17 protein-coding genes and 1 tRNA gene are annotated in these 17,716 nt (G+C 68.4%); 9 read left to right on the forward strand and 9 right to left on the reverse strand.

Going from position 1 to position 17,716, the window contains the following annotated elements:
• Nucleotides 1–127: 127 nt before the first annotated feature.
• The 5 genes from AC06G6_RS02875 to AC06G6_RS02895 all read right to left on the reverse strand — a co-directional run bounded on the left by AC06G6_RS02875 (nucleotide 128) and on the right by AC06G6_RS02895 (nucleotide 6,348).
• The gene (locus AC06G6_RS02875; protein ID WP_479826171.1) at nucleotides 128–766 is read right to left on the reverse strand and encodes a DUF4232 domain-containing protein; all 639 of its coding nucleotides are present in this window, start codon (nucleotides 764–766) and stop codon (nucleotides 128–130) included.
• Between the two features lie 101 nt (nucleotides 767–867).
• Complete coding sequence (locus AC06G6_RS02880) at nucleotides 868–1,662, reverse strand: YcnI family copper-binding membrane protein (RefSeq protein ID WP_479826173.1); 795 nt, start codon at nucleotides 1,660–1,662, stop codon at nucleotides 868–870.
• 135 nt (nucleotides 1,663–1,797) lie between these two features.
• On the reverse strand, nucleotides 1,798–2,439 hold the full coding sequence (locus AC06G6_RS02885) for a hypothetical protein (protein ID WP_479826176.1): 642 nt from the start codon (nucleotides 2,437–2,439) through the stop codon (nucleotides 1,798–1,800).
• Nucleotides 2,440–2,977: 538 nt separating this feature from the next.
• Nucleotides 2,978–5,377 carry a phosphoenolpyruvate synthase gene (gene ppsA / locus AC06G6_RS02890; RefSeq protein ID WP_479826178.1) on the reverse strand — a complete coding sequence of 800 codons (2,400 nt, stop codon included), beginning with the start codon at nucleotides 5,375–5,377 and terminating at the stop codon, nucleotides 2,978–2,980.
• Between the two features lie 152 nt (nucleotides 5,378–5,529).
• Nucleotides 5,530–6,348 carry a pyruvate, water dikinase regulatory protein gene (locus AC06G6_RS02895; RefSeq protein ID WP_282378892.1) on the reverse strand — a complete coding sequence of 273 codons (819 nt, stop codon included), beginning with the start codon at nucleotides 6,346–6,348 and terminating at the stop codon, nucleotides 5,530–5,532.
• A 116-nt stretch (nucleotides 6,349–6,464) separates the two neighbouring features.
• Between AC06G6_RS02895 and AC06G6_RS02900 the strand changes: the two genes are divergently transcribed.
• Nucleotides 6,465–6,668 carry a hypothetical protein gene (locus AC06G6_RS02900; protein WP_307462152.1) on the forward strand — a complete coding sequence of 68 codons (204 nt, stop codon included), beginning with the start codon at nucleotides 6,465–6,467 and terminating at the stop codon, nucleotides 6,666–6,668.
• An 855-nt stretch (nucleotides 6,669–7,523) separates the two neighbouring features.
• Entirely contained in the window at nucleotides 7,524–8,300 is a 777-nt protein-coding gene (locus AC06G6_RS02905) for a type 1 glutamine amidotransferase domain-containing protein (RefSeq protein WP_479826185.1), read from the forward strand.
• Between the two features lie 81 nt (nucleotides 8,301–8,381).
• Here the strand turns inward: AC06G6_RS02905 and AC06G6_RS02910 are convergent, their stop codons facing one another.
• On the reverse strand, nucleotides 8,382–9,548 hold the full coding sequence (locus AC06G6_RS02910; RefSeq protein ID WP_479826190.1) for an alpha/beta hydrolase family protein: 1,167 nt from the start codon (nucleotides 9,546–9,548) through the stop codon (nucleotides 8,382–8,384).
• Between the two features lie 20 nt (nucleotides 9,549–9,568).
• Between AC06G6_RS02910 and AC06G6_RS02915 the strand changes: the two genes are divergently transcribed.
• Nucleotides 9,569–9,949 carry a type ISP restriction/modification enzyme gene (locus AC06G6_RS02915; RefSeq protein ID WP_479826193.1) on the forward strand — a complete coding sequence of 127 codons (381 nt, stop codon included), beginning with the start codon at nucleotides 9,569–9,571 and terminating at the stop codon, nucleotides 9,947–9,949.
• On the opposite strand, the gene AC06G6_RS02920 is transcribed toward AC06G6_RS02915, so the two are convergent.
• Together AC06G6_RS02920 and AC06G6_RS02925 are read right to left on the reverse strand one after the other, a co-directional pair.
• Nucleotides 9,902–10,813: an arginase family protein gene (locus tag AC06G6_RS02920; protein WP_479826196.1), complete on the reverse strand. Its 912-nt coding sequence runs from the start codon at nucleotides 10,811–10,813 to the stop codon at nucleotides 9,902–9,904. The genes AC06G6_RS02915 and AC06G6_RS02920 overlap by 48 nt on opposite strands.
• 477 nt (nucleotides 10,814–11,290) lie before the next feature.
• Nucleotides 11,291–11,375: transfer RNA gene (locus tag AC06G6_RS02925), tRNA-Ser, on the reverse strand.
• 150 nt (nucleotides 11,376–11,525) lie between these two features.
• Between AC06G6_RS02925 and AC06G6_RS02930 the strand changes: the two genes are divergently transcribed.
• The 4 genes from AC06G6_RS02930 to AC06G6_RS02945 are packed head-to-tail and all read left to right on the forward strand — an operon-like array spanning nucleotide 11,526 to nucleotide 15,563.
• Nucleotides 11,526–12,620: a zinc-dependent alcohol dehydrogenase gene (locus AC06G6_RS02930; protein WP_479826199.1), complete on the forward strand. Its 1,095-nt coding sequence runs from the start codon at nucleotides 11,526–11,528 to the stop codon at nucleotides 12,618–12,620.
• A 4-nt stretch (nucleotides 12,621–12,624) separates the two neighbouring features.
• Entirely contained in the window at nucleotides 12,625–13,023 is a 399-nt protein-coding gene (locus AC06G6_RS02935) for a 6-pyruvoyl trahydropterin synthase family protein (RefSeq protein ID WP_479826202.1), read from the forward strand.
• A gap of 7 nt (nucleotides 13,024–13,030) precedes the next feature.
• On the forward strand, nucleotides 13,031–14,302 hold the full coding sequence (locus AC06G6_RS02940) for a glycosyltransferase family 4 protein (protein ID WP_479826204.1): 1,272 nt from the start codon (nucleotides 13,031–13,033) through the stop codon (nucleotides 14,300–14,302).
• Between the two features lie 4 nt (nucleotides 14,303–14,306).
• On the forward strand, nucleotides 14,307–15,563 hold the full coding sequence (locus AC06G6_RS02945; RefSeq protein ID WP_479826206.1) for a DNA glycosylase AlkZ-like family protein: 1,257 nt from the start codon (nucleotides 14,307–14,309) through the stop codon (nucleotides 15,561–15,563).
• Between the two features lie 42 nt (nucleotides 15,564–15,605).
• Here AC06G6_RS02945 and AC06G6_RS02950 read toward each other — a convergent pair whose 3' ends face one another.
• Nucleotides 15,606–16,109, reverse strand: a complete 504-nt coding sequence (locus AC06G6_RS02950) for a nucleoside deaminase (RefSeq protein ID WP_479826208.1) — start codon at nucleotides 16,107–16,109, stop codon at nucleotides 15,606–15,608.
• A gap of 119 nt (nucleotides 16,110–16,228) precedes the next feature.
• On the opposite strand from AC06G6_RS02950, the gene AC06G6_RS02955 reads away from it, so the two are divergent.
• Together AC06G6_RS02955 and upp are read left to right on the forward strand one after the other, a co-directional pair.
• A complete protein-coding gene (locus AC06G6_RS02955) occupies nucleotides 16,229–17,023 on the forward strand; it encodes a phosphatase PAP2 family protein (RefSeq protein WP_479826210.1) in 795 nt (264 codons plus the stop codon).
• Between the two features lie 12 nt (nucleotides 17,024–17,035).
• Nucleotides 17,036–17,671 (forward strand): uracil phosphoribosyltransferase, encoded by a 636-nt coding sequence (gene upp / locus AC06G6_RS02960; RefSeq protein ID WP_024366205.1) that lies wholly within the window; start codon nucleotides 17,036–17,038, stop codon nucleotides 17,669–17,671.
• Nucleotides 17,672–17,716 lie beyond the last annotated feature (45 nt).

Raw genomic sequence — 17,716 nt, forward strand, 5'->3', positions numbered from 1 at the left:
TCGGACGGGCATCGCCGCGAAATCTCACCTCGGCGGCAGCGGGGCTACGGTGCCCCTTCGAGGTGATACTTCCCGCCCATGTTTCGGACGGGCATCGGCGCGAAATCTCACCTCGGCGGCCGCGGGACTACTGGGCCTGGAAAACGCCGATGGTGAGCAGCCGGGTTTCGGCGTCGCTGCAGGCGTCCCGGGGCTGGGCGATGAACAGCGAGGCCGTGTCTTCGGGCGGGTAGACGCGGAACCCTGCGGCGGGGGCGATTGTGCAGTCGGGGTGGTTGGCAGCCTGGCTGTAACGCAGGGTGGCGGCACCAGCCTGTCCCGGCGCGAGCAGGACGTCGGCTGCCGGTGTGGACTCGTCGCGGACAGCCGCGGCGCCGATCGGGGCGCCGTTGGCGTCGGCGGTGAGGGAGACGCCGGCGAAGCCCTTGAGCAGGCACGGCTCGGTGCCGGAGTTCGTCAGGATCAGCGTCATGTAGACGCTGCCGGCGGCGCCGCCGCCGGTGGAATCGATGGTGCCCGTCAGGCCGGCGGCCTTGCACAGTCCGGGGCCGGCGGGCGTGGACGCCGCCGGCGCCGGCGCGGGGGCCGAGGAGGCCGTGGTTGCGAGGGCGGTGGCGGGCTGGCTGGCGGAGCTGGCGGGCGAGGACGCCGGGGTGCTGGAGGTCTGGGCCTGCGGCGTTCCGGTGCCGCAGCCGGCAAGGAGGAGCGCTGCCGCGGCTGCCGCCGTCGTGAATGCCAGTCTTGTGTTGGTTCGCTGAGCCGTCATGGCACAACCTTCACGTCCGTTGTGGCCTGAGTCAACGACGCCACGACGGCGGGGCCGGATTGATGCCCGGATTGTGATTTCCGGGCATCAATCGAGGTCAGCTACTCCTTGGGCCTTGAGGTGGGCCCGGACGTGGGTGCCGAAACGCGGACCGGCGCGGGCTTGTTGCCCCGGCCGCGGGCCAGGGCGAGGCCGCCGAGGGCGAGGCCGCCGACGCCGGCCACCAGCCCGGCCCAACTGCGGGCCTGGGCGCCGTCGTCGCTCACCGCAGCGGCCTGGACGGTCTCCGCGGTGGTATCCGGCGCGCTGGCGGCATGGGCGCCGTGCCCGTCGGCCGCAGCGGCCGCCGTGACCGTCACGGACGGCGCCGGGGCCTTGAGGGAGTGCGGGTCCTGACCCTCGGCCGGGAGCTCGGACCAGTCGGTCTGACCGACCTCGCAGTTCTGCAGAGTCGGGAAGTACAGGGTCTTCCCCGCGACGTCCGGCAGTTTCACCGAGAGCACCAGGGCATCGCGGAGGGCGGGTTCCAGCGGCGCCTTGGCCGTGTAGACGATCTGGCTGGTCCGCTTGGTGATGGAGGTCCCGTCCGCGAGTTTCTTCGGTTCGGCCAGCTGTTCCGTCACTTTCGCGGCGGTCCAGTTGGGGTTGACCGTGGGCTGCGCATCGTTGAGTTCGGCGGGAAGAGTGATGGTCACCTTCGTGGTGCCGGACTCCTCGCAGCCGTGCGGGATGCCGAAGGTCAGCAGGGCGTAGGAGTTCGCGGTGGTCTTGTCCGGGGTGACACCGACGTGCGCCGAGGCGCCGGTGATCCCGGCGAGCATCAGGGCCGCGGTGCCGCCGGCCGCGGCGGTGGCGGTGAGGGTGCGGCGCAGGAGGGAAGTGGATGAAGTTTTCACAGGGGTTGCCTTTCAGGCGTGCGCTGCCCAGTGGCGGGCGCACAAAAGTGGGGTGGCGCGGCGGCGGGGCCGATGGTCCGAGCCCACGGTGGGGCACAGGAGGTCAGGGCCCAGGGGGCCGCGGCCGGGAAGGAGTCAGGAAGGGACGACGGCGGCGGGCGGCCCGCGGCGGCAATCGCGCCGGAGATTCCGCCACGGCAGCGGCACGGACTCCGCCGGCCAGATGGTGGCTGCCGGCACCGCGACGGCGTCGGGCGTCACGGGGGCTGGGAGCCGGAGCAGCGGGCGCAGCCACGCCGCCATTGCCCACAGGGCAGCCTCGCCCCGGGCGAGGAGGACGGCGCAGAGGAGCGTTGCCACGGCGTGGCCGGCCAGCATCAGCAGGGAATGTCCGGGATCCAGTCCCGACGCCGCGAGCGGGCTCTCAAGACCGGCCGCGAACGGAACCGGCCCGGCATGGTGAGCGAGGTCGCCTGCCGGTCCGGACAGGGCGCCGGCCGGGGCGGGGGTAAGAGCGGGGGCGCTGAAGGCGGTGAAGGCCTCGTGCAGCACCAGTTGTCCCGCGCCGAGCAGCCCGGCCAGGGCCGGGAAGTTCAGTTTCAGGCGGGTGGCGGTGGTCGAAGCCAGCCCGGTCAGTGCCAGCAGGGCCAGCAGGATGCCGGGGGATGGCAGTTGTCCGCCGGCGAGCGTGTGTGCGCCCGCGGCGAGGGACAGGACGGTCAGTCCCACCATGGCCGAGCGGACGGCGTGGAAGGGTGCTCTGGCGGCTGTGCGCACGGAACACTCCCTTCACCCGCGGCGGTCATGGTTGCTCCCGCGGACGCGCTACCGGCTGCGGGCTGTCCCCTGATTCTACCGGCGAGTTCTACCGGGCTGCGAAAACCGTCCCGGAAGGCGTCAGTCTGTCTCGGGACCCGAGCAGAAGTGGCAGTCGTCCGGGCACGGTGCGTCGGCCGGGAAGTCCCCAAGACCGTCGCCGGTTCGTACGTCGGGCCAAAGTCCGGGGGCGCCGTTGGCCCTATCCTGCTGCAAAGTCACGTGGTGTCCTGAACGTCATTGGTGCGGAACGCTGATGGACCTTAGCTAACCGTGCGCGGGGGGCGCCGCTCAATGGACCAATTGACGGCGACGCCGGGTCCGTCTTGTGCAGGCGTCCAGCGGGCGCTCGGGACTCCAGCGGCCCGGTGGCCCGGCCGCGCGTCGTCTGGCGGCGGAGGACTGCCCGGACGAAGAGACACCCCGGTCCGTGGACCGGGGTGTCTCCGCCGACGAGGTGTCAGTTCACCGCGTCAGCTGGCAGTGCAAGTTGACCGCGTCAGCTGGCTGCCGCGCCGGCGGGGGCCGCCGCGCCGGCGAGCCGGAGCCAGGTGTCCACCACGGTGTCGGGGTTCAGCGAGACGGAGTCAATGCCCTCGTCGACCAGCCATTCGGCGAAGTCCGCGTGGTCGCTGGGCCCCTGGCCGCAGATGCCCACATACTTGCCGCGCGCCTTGCAGGCCTTGATGGCCATGCTCAGGAGCTTCTTGACGGCGGGGTCGCGCTCGTCGAAGCTGTTCGCGACGATGGCGGAGTCCCGGTCCAGGCCCAGGGTCAGCTGGGTCATGTCGTTGGAGCCGATCGAGAACCCGTCGAAGTAGTCCAGGAACTCGTCGGCCAGCAGCGCGTTGGACGGCAGTTCGCACATCATGATGACCTCGAGGCCGTTTTCGCCGCGGCGCAGTCCGTTCTCGGCGAGCAGGTCGATGACGCCGCTGGCCTCGTCCAGGGTGCGCACGAACGGGATCATCAGCTTGACGTTGGTCAGGCCCATCTCGTTGCGGACGAAGGACAGGGCCTCGCACTCCAGGTCGAAGCAGTCCCGGAAGGAGGGCTCCAGGTACCGGGAGGCGCCGCGGAAGCCGATCATCGGGTTCTCTTCGTGCGGCTCGTAGGCGGGCCCGCCGATGAGGTTGGCGTACTCGTTGGACTTGAAGTCGGACATCCGCACGATCACCGGCTCCGGCGCGAACGCCGCGGCGATGGTCGCCACGCCTTCGGCCAGGCGCTTGATGTAGTAGTCGCGCGGGCTGGCGTAGGCGGCGATCCGCTCCCGGATTTCCGCGATGACGTCGTCCGGCTGCTCGTCCAGGTTCAGCAGCGCCTTGGGGTGGATGCCGATCTGCCGGTTGATGATGAATTCCAGCCGGGCCAGGCCCACGCCGTGGTTGGGCAGCTGCGCGAACGTGAAGGCCTGCTCGGGGGTGCCGACGTTCATCATGACCTTGACCGGGGCCTCGGGCAGCTGGGTGATTTCGGTTTCCTCGACGCTGAAGTCCAGGAGGCCCTCGTAGATGACGCCGGTTTCGCCGTCGGCGCAGGAGACGGTCACCTCGAGTCCGTCGGAGAGCACGTCGGTGGCGGCACCGGTGCCGACGACGGCGGGAATCCCGAGTTCCCGGGCGATGATCGCCGCGTGGCAGGTGCGTCCGCCGCGGTTGGTCACAATGGCGGAGGCGCGCTTCATGATCGGTTCCCAGTCCGGGTCGGTCATGTCCGCGACGAGGACGTCGCCGGTCTTGAACGCGGCCATCTGGTCAATCGAAGTAAGGATGCGGACCTTGCCGGCGCCGATGCGCTGGCCGATAGCGCGGCCCTCGACCAGAACTTTGCCGGAGCCGTTGAGGCGGAACCGGCTCAGGCTGCCGGAGGCCCTGCGGGACTGCACGGTCTCCGGGCGGGCCTGCAGAATGTACAGGCCGCCGTCGATCCCGTCCTTGCCCCATTCGATGTCCATCGGGCGTCCGTAGTGGTTCTCGATGGCGACGGCGTGGCGGGCGAGCTGCTCGACGTCGTCGTCGTCAAGGCTGAAGCGGTTCCGCAGGGAGGCCTCCACCGGCACGAAGTCAATGGTGTGGCCGATTTCGCGGTTGCTGGTGTAGGTCATCTGGAGCGCTTTTTCGCCGAGTCCGCGCTTGAGGATGGCCGGGCGGCCGGCCTCCAGGGCGGGCTTGTAGACGTAGAACTCATCCGGGTTGACGGCGCCCTGGACGACGGCCTCGCCGAGGCCGTAGGAGGAAGTCACGAAAACGGCGTCCTGGAACCCGGATTCGGTGTCCATGGTGAACATAACGCCGGAGGCGCCGACGTCGGAACGGACCATGCGCTGGACGCCCGCCGAGAGCGCCACTTCGGCGTGCTCGAACTTGTGGTGCACCCGGTAGGCAATGGCCCGGTCATTGTAGAGGGACGCGAAGACGTCCTTGATGGCCACCAGGATGTTCTCGATCCCGCGGACATTCAGGAAGGTTTCCTGCTGCCCGGCGAAGGAGGCATCGGGGAGGTCCTCCGCCGTGGCGCTGGAACGCACGGCCCAGGAGAGGTCCTCCGAGCCGCCGTGCTTCTCCACCAGCGTCTGGTAGGAGGCGCGGATCTGCGCTTCGAAGTCCGGCAGGAAGGGCGTCTCGCGCATCAGCGCGCGGATTTCCTTGCCCGCGGCCGCCAGGGCCGTGACATCGTCGGTGTCCAGGCCGACCAGCCGGTCGGCGATCTTCTGGTCCAGGCCGGAATCGGCCAGGAAGGTGCGGTAGGCGTCGGCCGTCGTGGCGAAGCCGTCGGGCACCTGGACGCCGGCAGAAGTCAGGTTCTGCACCATCTCGCCGAGGGAGGCGTTTTTGCCTCCCACCCGGTCCAGGTCCTTGAGACCGAGTTCTGAGAACCACAGGATGTCTGTCGTCATGGTTGCTGCTCCTTTGCAGATGGTGGCATGGGGTATCGCTGCCCCGCGTGGGGCGATCGCCGGTTGATGGGCGCAAGTCCTGTCCACAGTGACAGGTCTAGGCCGGTGTTTCCACATGATGTGGTCCACGCAACACTTGTGGACCCGGCGACCTAGTGCTTGAGGTTCATTTTTTGGAGGATGGTGGCGGCCATTTCCTCCACGGAGACGCTGGCCGAGTTGAGGTAGGGGATCCCGTGGGACACGTACAGCCGCTCGGCGCTGCGCAGCTCAAAGCCGCACTGCCTGAGCGACGCGTAGGGCGAGCCCCGGCGGCGTTCGGTGCGGACCTGGCTCAGGCGCAGGGGATTGGTGGTGAGGCCGAAACACTTTGAAACAAACGGCCGCAGCGGCCTGGGGAGCCCTTCGCGTTCAAAGTCCTCGTCCACCAGCGGGAAGTTCGCGGCGAAGATGCCGTGCTGCAGCGCCAGGTACATCGTGGTGGGGGTTTTGCCGCAGCGGGAGGGGGCCACCAGGATGACCTGGGCCTTTTCGAGCGCGCGCAGGCTCTGGCCGTCGTCGTGCTCCATGGCGTATTCGACGGCGGCCATCCGGGACTGGTAGCGGGCGGCGTTGCCCAGTCCGTGGGCGCGGCCCGGTTCCCCGCTGGCCTCGGTTCCCAGAGCCCGTTCCAACAGCCCGACGTGGGTTCCAATGAGGTCAACGATGATCCCGTCGCAGGTGCCCAGGGTCTGGCGGATGTCGCTGCCGACGGCGGTGGAGAAGACGATCGGCTGCAGGCCGGTGGCGGCCCGGTGGTCGATCACCTTGACCACGGCCCGGGCCTGGTCGGCGGTGGTGATGAAGGGGATCGTGATGCGGTCAAACTCGGTCGCGGGGAACTGCGTCAGCAGGGTGTTGCCGAGCGTTTCAGCGGTGATGCCCGTACTGTCCGAAAGGAAGTAGACCGGGCGGGGAGCGTCATTGGTCATAAACGCATTGTGCACCAGTGCGGACCCCGGGTTCTTCCATGACGCACCCGCCAAGCGCCCCGCACGGCTCGGGCAGCGGGGAGTAGGCTGTGTCCCACGTCACCAAAGGAGCCCAAATGAGCTACAAATACCGGACCGTCAAAGTCCGCGGCACGGACCTGGTCGGAACCATTGCCCGCAGGCACGGCGGTGCGCCCGAAATCTACGAAACCTCGAAAGACCCGAGCACGTCCGTCGTTCCCGTGTTCTTTCCGGAAACCGGGGAGATCCGCTTTTTCGACCGGACGGTGCTGGAGGACGTGGTGAGCCCGGCGGGTTAAGCGCTGCCGCGAATTTCCCAGGAGCGGGCACAGAATTCGAAAAACGTCGATGCATAAACCACTAGGGCCGAATTTTCAAGTCAAATGAGCCCTATTGCCCGCTAAAGCTAAGGCGTTTAGTCTTGCGTTGGGATCTGGCCCGGGCATCTTTCTGGGGAGAGACCATTTCGGTGTTCCGATCGAGTTGGATTCCGCAAAGGCTGGCTCCATGGTCTCAAAACGATGGAGCCAGCTGCAGGAATCTTCGGGCCCGGGCGGGACCTTTATCGGAACCCTTCGATGGGGAGCTGCGCGCCGTCCCCGCCGCACTCGCATCGGTCGTCACTCGTCCAGGCGTTGCCGCGAGGGCATGACACTCATGCGGGACTGCACCACTCCAGGCCCTGCTGTGGACGGTCGCTGTTGGGGCACTGGGAGTCACTGCACTTGGCCGGGACCGTTATAAATTTCTTCGCCCGGTCACCCAATGAGGTGGATTCCACTTTTCGGTTGATTGTCTTGGCGCCGCAGTGGTCGCACGTCCATGCATCTGGCATTGTTCCCCCGGTCCTAATTAGAGGCAGCTGCCCCGGATTGAAAGCTTAGGGTCGCCATGCCTGCTAGGGAATGGCTGGGAGCGGGTAATCCCATAAAACTGCAGAACCCGCCGTCGTGAAGATAGTGCGCGAGGTGCGGGAAACCGAACATTTCCAAAATGGCAACCGAAAATTCGAGGCAACTACAACTGCTTCCAGGCGCCAGACGGACCCGGAATACGTCGAGGCAAGATCACCCAGCCCCGCCGGCGGGCGTGGCGGGGAGGGAGGGCCCGAATTGGCTGGGCGTAGGGTGGAAGGTAGACGAAAGGAAGACTTCATGAAGAAAATCCTCATGGTACTGACCAGCGTTTCCGAGATCGGCGACACCGGAGAGAAGACCGGCTACAACGTGGCCGAAGCTGCACATCCGTGGAAGGTCTTCAAGGATTCCGGGCATTTCGTCGACTTCGCCTCCATCCAGGGCGGCCAGCCCCCGCGCGACGTGGTGGACACGGAAGATCCCATCCAGGTCGCCTTCACGGAGGACGAGACCACGCGCGCCGGTCTTTACAACACTGCCCGCGTCGACGTCGTTGACCCCGACCAGTACGACGCCGTCTACCTCGTGGGCGGCCACGGCACGATGTGGGACTTCCCGGACAGCGAAGGCTTGCAAAATCTCGTGGCCAGCGTCTACAACGCCGGCGGCTTGGTGGGCGCGGTCTGCCACGGACCGGCCGGCCTGCTCAACGTGGAATTGGCAAACGGGTTCCGCCTCGTCGAGGGCCGGAAGGTGGCCGCCTTCACCAACGACGAGGAGGTTGCCGCAGGGAAGGACAAGGTCATCCCGTTCTTCCTGGCAGACCGGCTTGAGGAACAGGGCGCCACCCACGTCTTCGCTGATGTCTTTGAGGAGAAGGTCGTGGTTGACGAGCGGCTGGTCACCGGCCAGAACCCGGCCTCAGCCGCCGGTGTGGCCAAGGAGATGGAGAAGCTCTTCGCACAGGTCATTCACCAGGAAAAAGCCGAGGAACAGCACGACACGGAGGCTCTGCGCGCCGAGAAGGACGCCGAGAAAAACGCCAAGAAGGCTGCCGCGGAAGCCGAGCACTAACACCAACAGCGCACTGAAGCTGGCGGCCACCCCGACGACGGGGCGGCCGCCAGTTCTCGTCTGTGCGCCGCAGCCACACTGTCACTCTTGCCTAGAAGCGCCCGCGTCCGCGCCTGCAGCCTGCAACCAGGCGGTGAGGACCCCGCAGGCGAGCTCGAGGTTTCCCATCTGGCAGTGCTGGTCGGCCTGCTCGGCTCGGGTAAACATGCGCGTCGTGACGCTGCGGGCGGCCGTGAGCGCTTGGGTCTGCGCTCGGGTCAGTGCCGGCGGTTGGAAGGCGTCGTGCTCGCCGCACATCAGCAGCACATCCTGGTTCACCTGGCCGCTGTCCAGATGCTCAGCGTTCATGCCCAGGAACCACTCGGCGGCGTCGGCCGGATCGTCGCTGTCGAGCATATAGAGGACCTGGTTGACCACAACGCGCAGGGTCGGGAACAGCCGGGCACGGGTGCGCACGCTCCAGCGCATGAAGCGCCGGTGCCGCACCATCATGCGGACCGGGCCGCGCAGCGCGGGTGGGAGCCTGTGAAGCCAGTCGTACACCGGCGGCCAAGCCACGACACTGTGGATGCGAGGCTCGCGTCCTGCGGCACGCAACGCCCAGTACCCACCCATCGAGATGCCGACCAGGGCGGCCCGATCGAGGCGGAAGTGGTCCAACACCGCCCCGACCGGCTTTTCCCAGTCGTGGTCGAAGGTGAGTCCGTTCAACGTCCGCGCCCCACCCTGTCCCGGGCCCTCGAAGGCGATCACGTCGAAACCGGCGGCAGCGATGCGCTGACAGACGGGGAAGAACTCTTCGATCAGGGAGTCGAACCCGCCGTGCAGCAGCACCGTGTCGCGGGTTGGTGTCCCGGCCGCCGGCAGTGAATAGGCCGGCAGTGCCGCGCCGGCATAGGGGATCTCGTGACGGGTGAAGGCAGTATCGGCGAATGCGGTGTCGAAGAGCTCCCGATAGCGGCGGTAGCGATTCGATTTCTCCGCCGACTGTGGCGGTGTGAAGAATTCTGCGATCCTCGCATAACCCGCCGCCTGCCGCGGCCGGGCCTCGGCGGCCGCCCGGCTCGATAAGGCCTCGAACACGGTGACACAGTCCGCCGTCGACCGTACGTGTGCCGCGGCGTCGACTAGCTCATGGCGGTCGGCGAAGCCCAGCGCATATGCCCGGTTGAGTTGGTAGTTGATGAAGTCCCGCCGATGGAACCGTTCGAACCCCACCGGCAGAGCCACAAGCTCGCGAGCGCCCATATCGCCAGCGTACTCCCGGAGTGGCGGGCGCAGTTTCGGGGCGAAACAAAACCCCACTTCCCTTGGTTTATAAGGGAAGCAGGGAGTGCTTCAGCCTTTACACCTATGAACCAGTCTCAACTGACGCACAAGGTGACCTTTTCTCGGAGGCCGATGCCGCCGTCGTCGTCGGTTACCGACGCCAGGACAACATCACTGACGCGACCCTGATTGCCTACCGCGGCTTCTACGAGGACCCGGCCACCAGCAGGGAAGACATCTTTTACTACGTTTACGGTCTGCTGCAGCCTTCGGGCCGAGTGCAACGACAGCCGGTCAGGGGTCCAGGCCACGGAAGAGACGGTGCCCTTGTGTCAGGCGGTGATAAGCGGCAGGCCGCGAAGCAAACCCTGAAGGGCTAGGACGTTGCGTGGAATGAACTCAGCCACCGTCAGCCCGACAACGTCGGCGGCGCCTGCCACATCCGCGACGACGCGCTGGACCTGTGCCCGGCGCAAACCATCGGGGACCATCCCCAAACCAAGGACTGCCTCATTGCTGTCCACGCTGTCAACGTCCAAATGGATGGCGACCTTGCTCGCTCCGGTAGCGGCCAGCCACTGCAGAAGCGGTTCGCTCGTCGTCCGCAGGTCTCCCGGGCTGAACGCGTGCAGGCCCCAGGCGTCGATATTCGCGTAGGCGTCCTCAAACCACGAGTGCAGTCCGGCCAGCGCAACCCGGGCCGGATCGATTGTCGCCGGGAGCATGCTGACGATGCCTTGGTCACCGTGACCGGTCAGAGTCGTCACGGCCATGGCGTGATACCCGTCGTACGCGGTGTTGGGCGTGTCGACGTCGGGGTGGGAGTCGATCCACACGACCGCGAGGTCCCTCCCGTACTTATTCGCGAGCGCGGCGAACGGCGCCACACTGACAGAGCAGTCGCCTCCGAGGGTGAGGACGCGGTCCACGTCGTGCCGCCCCAGGGCCTCCAGGGCAGCGGCCAGGGAGGCAATGATCGCGGACCGCGACTCGATACCGTCCGTGGACCCCTCATCCGGGTTTCCTCCGTCGACCGGGACGATCTCGGTTGGCCCGCTATGCGCGGGCAGGATGGCTTCGAGGACGCGGTTACCGACGGTGTAGGCCCGGCGGGCCTCCTCGATGGGAACCTCGGGCAGCAACAGGGACACCACGTCCCGGCCGGCACCTTGCCACTGCGGCCATACCAGGCGGAGGGTGCGTGCACTGTTCATCGGGTCCGGCTCGGTGTCGGGCGTATCCATGGGAGTCCCCTTCCCAGCGCTTCAGTGACTTTTGACACAGGAATTCGAAAACAATCGTACTCCCCATTCGTTGCAGAATCGACGGTCCCGATCGAGAGGAGACGAATCGAGAGGAGACGAAGTATGCATCCACAGTCGTCCTGACCGCCGTGACCTGCGCTCCGACTGGATCGGCTCAGCCGGACATAGGCTGCTTCGCGCCGGCGATCCGAGAGCCATCGAGTTATGGCTTGTTCGCCGTTGTCTTCTGAGCGGTTGCCCTGGCGCCAGCTGTAATCCAGGAAATGAGCCCCTCCATGCGGCCAGGGTTACTTGGGGGACTGGCTGGTGCTGGTGCTGGTGCCGGTCCTGGCAGCGGCAGAGAACAGAGCTCCGCGAGGATTTCGTTACCGCTGCGTTACTGCGGGGCGAGTCTTGGGCAAAGCAAAACCCCCACTTCCCTTTGTTTACAAAGGGAAGCAGGGGCTTTCTCATTCGCGGTGACGGTGGGATTTGAACCCACGTTGGCTTTCACCAAACAACATTTCGAGTGTTGCACCTTCGGCCGCTCGGACACGTCACCAACCTGACTAGGGTACCGGAGCAAAGCACTCATCCACAAAACGGCGGCTCCAGGGCCCCGAACGCCACGAAGGGCAGACCGCGAGCCGCGGCGCGCCGGGGCCGCCGGCACTTCCCCGCGAATGGGCAGGGGACTAGATTCGTCAGCAAGATGACTAACGCAGACCAACAGCCAGCACAGCACGCCACAGCCACCGCATACTGGACCGTCGGCCCCGGGAAGGGGGAGCTCCGGCGCGGGGACGTACCCGCTCCCGGTCCCGGCGAGGCGCTCGTCCGCACCCTGTTTTCGGGCATCAGCAAGGGCACCGAACTCGTCGTGCACAACGCCCGCGTCCCGGAATGCGTGGCCGAGCAAATGGCCGCCCCGAACCAGGAAGGCTCCTTCCCGTCCCCGGTGAAGTTCGGCTACCTCTCCGTCGGCGTCGTCGAGGACGGCCCGGCGGACTGGCTGGGCAAGACCGTCTTCTGCCTCTACCCGCACCAGGACCGCTACGTCGTTCCGGTGGAAAAACTCACCGTGGTTCCGGACGATGTGCCTGCCCGCCGCGCCGTGCTGACCGGCACCGTCGAGACCGCGGTCAACGGGGTCTGGGAGGCCGGGCCCCGCCTCGGCGACCGCGTCGCCGTCATCGGCGCCGGCCTCGTCGGCGGCATGGTGGCCAAGCTGCTGGGCACCTTCCCGCTCGGGCGGCTGCAGCTGGTCGATGTCGACCCGGCCAAGCGGGCGTTCGCCGAAACTCTCGGCGTCGAGTTCAGCCACCCCGACGACGCCCTACCGGACTGCGACATCGTGATCCACTGCTCGGCGTCGGAGGCTGGCCTGGAGCGCGCCCTGCAGCTCGCGGGCGACGACGGCGAGGTCATCGAAATGTCCTGGTACGCCGACCGCAAAGTCACCGTGCCGCTCGGCGAAGACTTCCACGCCCGCCGGCTGTCCATCCGCGCCAGCCAGGTCGGCGTCGTGGCCCGCGCGCGCCGCCACCGGCGCACGAACGCCGACCGGCTCCGGCTCGCCGTCTCCCTGCTGAGCGATCCCGCGTTCGACGTGTTCCTCACCGGGTCGTCCCCCCTTGCCGAGCTGCCCGACGTCGTGCAGCGGCTCTCCGACGGCGCGCTGGACGCGCTCTGCCACGTCATCGAGTACCCGGCCAGTGCAGGCGCTGTCCGTGCAGACCCCGCCCGTGCAGACCCTGTCCGTAATGTCACCGCCACCGAATCCGCCCCCACAGAAGCCACGAGGTAAATCCGTGTTCAGCCTGACCGTCCGCCGCAACTTCATGATCGCCCACAGCCTCCCGCGCCCCGTCTTCGGCCCGGCCCAAGGCATGCACGGCGCCACCTTCGTCACAGAGGTCACCTTCCGCCGCCGGACCCTGAACGACGACGCGATCGTCCTGGACATCGGCGAGGCCGGCGAGGTGCTGGACGCCATCCTCGAGGGCCTGAACTTCAAGAACCTCGACGAGCACCCGGACTTCGTCGGCAAACTCAGCACCACCGAGGCCCTGGCCCAGTACGTCGCCGACGCCGTGGCGGCGAAGATCCGCACCGGCGCGGACGGCCGCGCGCTGGCGGGACTGGACGTCACGCTGCGCGAAACCCCCGATGCGTGGGCCAGCTACTCGCTCGACTTCGAGGCCAGTTAGGAGTCCGGTGCCAGCCAGGAAGACCGTGCAGCCGGACGGGCTCCGTGTCCGGCTGGTGGTGCCGGGCAATGTGCGCCACAACTCGGGCGGCAACGTCTACAACGCCTCCCTCGCCCGGGAGCTGGCCTTGCTGGGCGTGGATGTGGACATCTGCCGGCTCGACGGCGGCTGGCCGGTGGGCAGCCCGGAGGACCGGCGGCGGTTGGCGACCATCCTGTGCGACGGCGACGGCGACGGCGACGGCCACAGCGACGGCACCAACGACCATGACGCCGACGCCGACGCCGACGACGCAGCCGTCGCCGCCGCACAGCGCCAGGTCACTCTCGTCGACGGGCTCCTCGCCTGCGGCGCGCCCGAGGAAATGGCGGCCGCCGCGGCCGCCGGCCGGCCCGCCTGGATCCTGCTCCACATGCCGCTGGACGACACCGGGCACGGCGAAGCCGCGCTGGAGCGACGGGCGTTGCGGGCCGCCGCCGAGGTGATCTGCACCAGCACCTCGGCTGCGGCCGGGATCCGGGCCAGGCACGGGCTGGACGGTGTCAAAACCGCCCTGCCCGGCAGCGACGCCGCCGCCCTGGCCGCCGGGTCGGAGCCGCCGCACCTCCTGGCCGTGGCGGCCCTGCTGCCGAACAAGGACCAGTCCCTGCTTCTCGCGGCCCTCTCGGCCCTGACGGACCTGCCGTGGACCGCCTCCCTGGTCGGGTCCGACACCGCGGATCCGGCCTACGCCGCACGACTCCGGGACACGGTGGACCGGCTGGGGCTGCAGGACCGCGTCAGAATCCCGGGGGAGCTGCGGGGCTCGGCGCTGGAGGCGGAATGGGCCGCGGCCGACCTCAGCCTGCTCATCTCGCAGGCCGAAACCTTCGGGCTCGTGGTGACGGAGTCGCTTGCTCGGGGCGTGCCGGTGGTGGTCCGGGCCGGCACCGGCGCCGTGGAGGCACTCGCATTCGGCGGCGCGGCACTCCTCCCGGGAACCGCCGTCGCCCTCGGCACGGATCCGGCGCCCCTCTCGGAGGTGCTGCGGCGCTGGCTGTCCGAACCCGGCCTCCGCACCCGCTGGCGGGCGGCGGCTGTTGCGGCGCGGGACCGCCTGCCCGGCTGGGACGCCACGGCACGCGCCGTGCTGGCGGCCCTGGACCCGCAGCGCCCCGGCCCGGATCACGTGGACCCGGAGCGGTCCGCCCCGCAGCCGCCTGCCGCGCAGCCGCCGGCTGCCCCACAGGAAAAGCCGACCGCAGAAGATTCCCCTGCCGCGCAAGCTGGTGGACAATGACCCCATGACGCCGCAGCCCCTGACCACGCAGCCCCTGACAGCGAACGCGCCGCCGGCCCGGAGCCTCACCCGGGAGCGGCTCCGCGCCTGGGCCTGGCACAAACAGGGCCTGGACGGTTCGCTGGCCGGCTGCACCTCGGAGCAGGTGTTCGCCCGGGCCGGCTGGGCCCGCTCCATCGGCGGCGCCAACCCCTACCTCACGCTCTTCGCACGCGCCGGAATCCGCCGCGAACAGGTGGACACCGACGTCCTGGCACGCCGGATCCTCGAACTCCCGACGGCGCGCGGCTGCACCTACGTTCTGGGCCGGGACGACTTCGGCTGGGCGCTGCGGCTCGGGCTGGACGCCGCCGAGGCGACGTTCAAAGTGGTGGGCAGGCTCGGCGTGGACCGCGGCGAAATCACGCTCCTGGAGGAGCAAGTGCTGCACACGCTCGCCGAGGCCGGCGTCCCGATGGACCCGCGGCAGCTCAAGGAGGAACTCGGCGAATCCGTGCGGAACCTCGGCGAAGAAGGCAAGAAGAAGGGCGCCACCACCACGCTGCCCACGGCCTTGGGCATCCTGCAGTCCCAGGGGCGGATCCGCCGGGTCCCGGCCAACGGCCGGCTCGACCAGCAGCGCTACGCCTACGAACTGTGGAACCTGCCGCCCAGCCCCCTCGACGACGACCAGGCCCGCACCGAACTGGTCCGCCGCTACTTGGGCTGGACCGGCGGGGCCACGTTCAAACAGTCGCAGTGGTTCACGGGTTTCACCGTGGCGCAGAGCAAGGCGGCGCTGGCCGCCGTCGGCGCGGTGGAGGTTCTCACCGCCGCCGGGGAGACGCTGTGGATGCTGCCCGACGACGTCGAACAACTCGCCGCCTTCCAGGAGCCGGAGGAGGAGCAGATCCAACTGCTCGCCGGAACGGACTCCCTCGCGCTGCTGCGGCGCAATGCCGCCGATCTGCTGGCTGAAGAGGACCGGCACACGAATACGCTGGGCTCGCTGGCGCTGCAGGCGGACCTCCCGGACCATCCCATCGTCGACCGGGGCCGGATCATCGGGCTGTGGCAGTACGATCCCGGCCAGGAGCGGATCGTGCCCTGGGTGTTCCACGGCCCCACACCGGCCGTGACCCGGCGGATCGCCGAGGTCGAGGACTGGATCCGCGAGGACCTGGGTGACTTCCGCGCCTTCAGCCTCGACTCACCGGCCACCCGGCAGAAGCGGATCGACAACCTGGCGGCCGCCGCAACAGGCTCCGCCGCCGTCAGCTAGCGCCGGAAGCCGCAGGCACGGGGGAGCGGCGGTGGCCAGGGCTCAGACGCCGCGGTGGGCGGCGAAGAAGTCCTGCAGCAGCGCCGCGCACTCCTGCTCCCTGACGCCGCCGTACACTTCCACCCAGTGGTTGAGCCGGCGCTCGCGGAGGATGTCGAACACGGAGCCGGCAGCCCCGGCCTTCTCGTCCCAGGCGCCGAACACCACCCGCGGGATCCGGGCCAGCACGACCGCCCCGGCGCACATGGCGCAGGGCTCCAGGGTGACCACCAGGGTGCAGTCGGCCAGCCGCCAGCCGTCCCCGGCGCTCCCGTCCCGGGCGCTGAGTTCCTGCAGCCGCGCCGCGGCCTCGCGGATGGCCACCATCTCGGCGTGCGCCGTCGGGTCCCCGAGGGCCTCCCGCTCGTTGCGGCCGCTGCCGAGCACGGCGCCGTCGGGTCCGATGACGACGGCGCCGATCGGCACGTCCGCCGTGGTCAGCGCGGCACGCGCCTCGGCGAGGGCAAGACCCATCCATTCGGCATGGCGGGGCTCGGGGGAAGTCATGGCTCAATGATAGTTTCGATGCTAAGCAAGCTGTGCAGCAAAGCTGCCGACGACAACAAGCGGGAGATATTGTGAACACCGGGTCGGAGAGCTGGATAACGCATCGTTGGGGAAAATGGGTGGTGCCCTACGCCGCGCTGTGGGCCACCATGCTCATCGGCGGCGTCGTGGTGCTCGTCCTGGCGCTGCTGAGCGCCGAGGTTTATGACGACGTCGTTGACGACGCCGGGCTGGCGAACCTGGACAAGCCCACCCTGGGGATGATGGAACAGCTCCGCAGTCCCGGCCTCGATTCGTTCGTGACGGGGTTCACCAACATCGGGGGCGGGATCGGGATGCCCATTCTGGGCAGCCTCCTCACCGCGTGGCTCATCTGGAGCAGCCGGACCTGGCGGCCGCTGATTTTGATCGGGGGTGCCGCAGCCGTCTCCGTGACCGCGACCTCGCTGGGCAAGACACTGATCGGCAGGACCCGCCCGGACCACTCCGACGCCGTCCCGCCCTACGAATCCTCGCCGTCGTTTCCGAGCGGCCACACGCTCAACACCACGGTGGTGATCGGGCTCGTGGTCTACCTCGCGTGCCTGCAGGTCCACAGCACCGTCGCCCGGGTCAGCCTGATAGTGGCCGGCGGTGCCTTCATCTTCGCGATGGGCATGAGCAGGGTCTATCTGGGCCACCACTGGATGACCGACGTGATCATCGGGTGGGTACTGGGCCTGGCCTGGGTCGGGATCGTCATTCTGGCGCACCGGCTGTTCCACGTGATCCGGCACCGGGAACATGCCGGCCCCGCGCCCACGTTCGACCACCCGGCGCACCTGCACGACGGAGCCGCCGGCGGGAGTGCTCCGGAGGACAAGGACGACGTCGGCGCCCGCGGTCCCACGGGCGGGCCCCCGGCCGCCGGGTGATAGTTTTGACCCATGCGCACTCTCGTTGTGGACCACCCGCTGGTCGCCCATAAGCTCACCGTTCTGCGGGACAAGAACACCCCGTCGCCGGTTTTCCGCCAGCTCACCGAGGAACTCGTCACGCTCCTGGCGTACGAGGCCACCCGCGAAGTGCGCACCGAGCCGGTGACCATCGAGACGCCGGTCAGCACCACCATCGGCACCGCCTTCACCAAGCCCACCCCGCTGGTGGTTCCCATCCTCCGGGCCGGGCTCGGCATGCTCGAGGGCATGACCAAGCTGGTCCCCACGGCCGAGGTCGGGTTCCTGGGCATGGCCCGCGATGAAGAGACCCTGGACATCATCACCTACGCGGAGCGTCTGCCGGAGGACCTCACCGACCGCCAGATCTTCGTCCTGGACCCCATGCTGGCCACCGGCGGCACGCTGCGCGAGGCGATCAAGTTCCTCTTCAAGCGCGGCGCGTCCGACGTCACCTGCATCTGCCTGCTGGCCGCCCCGGAAGGCCTCGCGAAGCTGGAAGAAGAGCTCGCGGACGCCAATGTGACGATCGTGCTCGCCTCGATCGACGAGAAGCTCAACGAGAAGTCCTACATCGTGCCGGGCCTGGGCGACGCGGGCGACCGCCTCTACGGCGTGGCCGGCTGACCCAGCCGCCCGGCGTCGGGCCTGGCCCCTTGGCCGCTTCCTCGC

The organism is Arthrobacter sp. CJL-S3 (assembly GCF_056711635.1).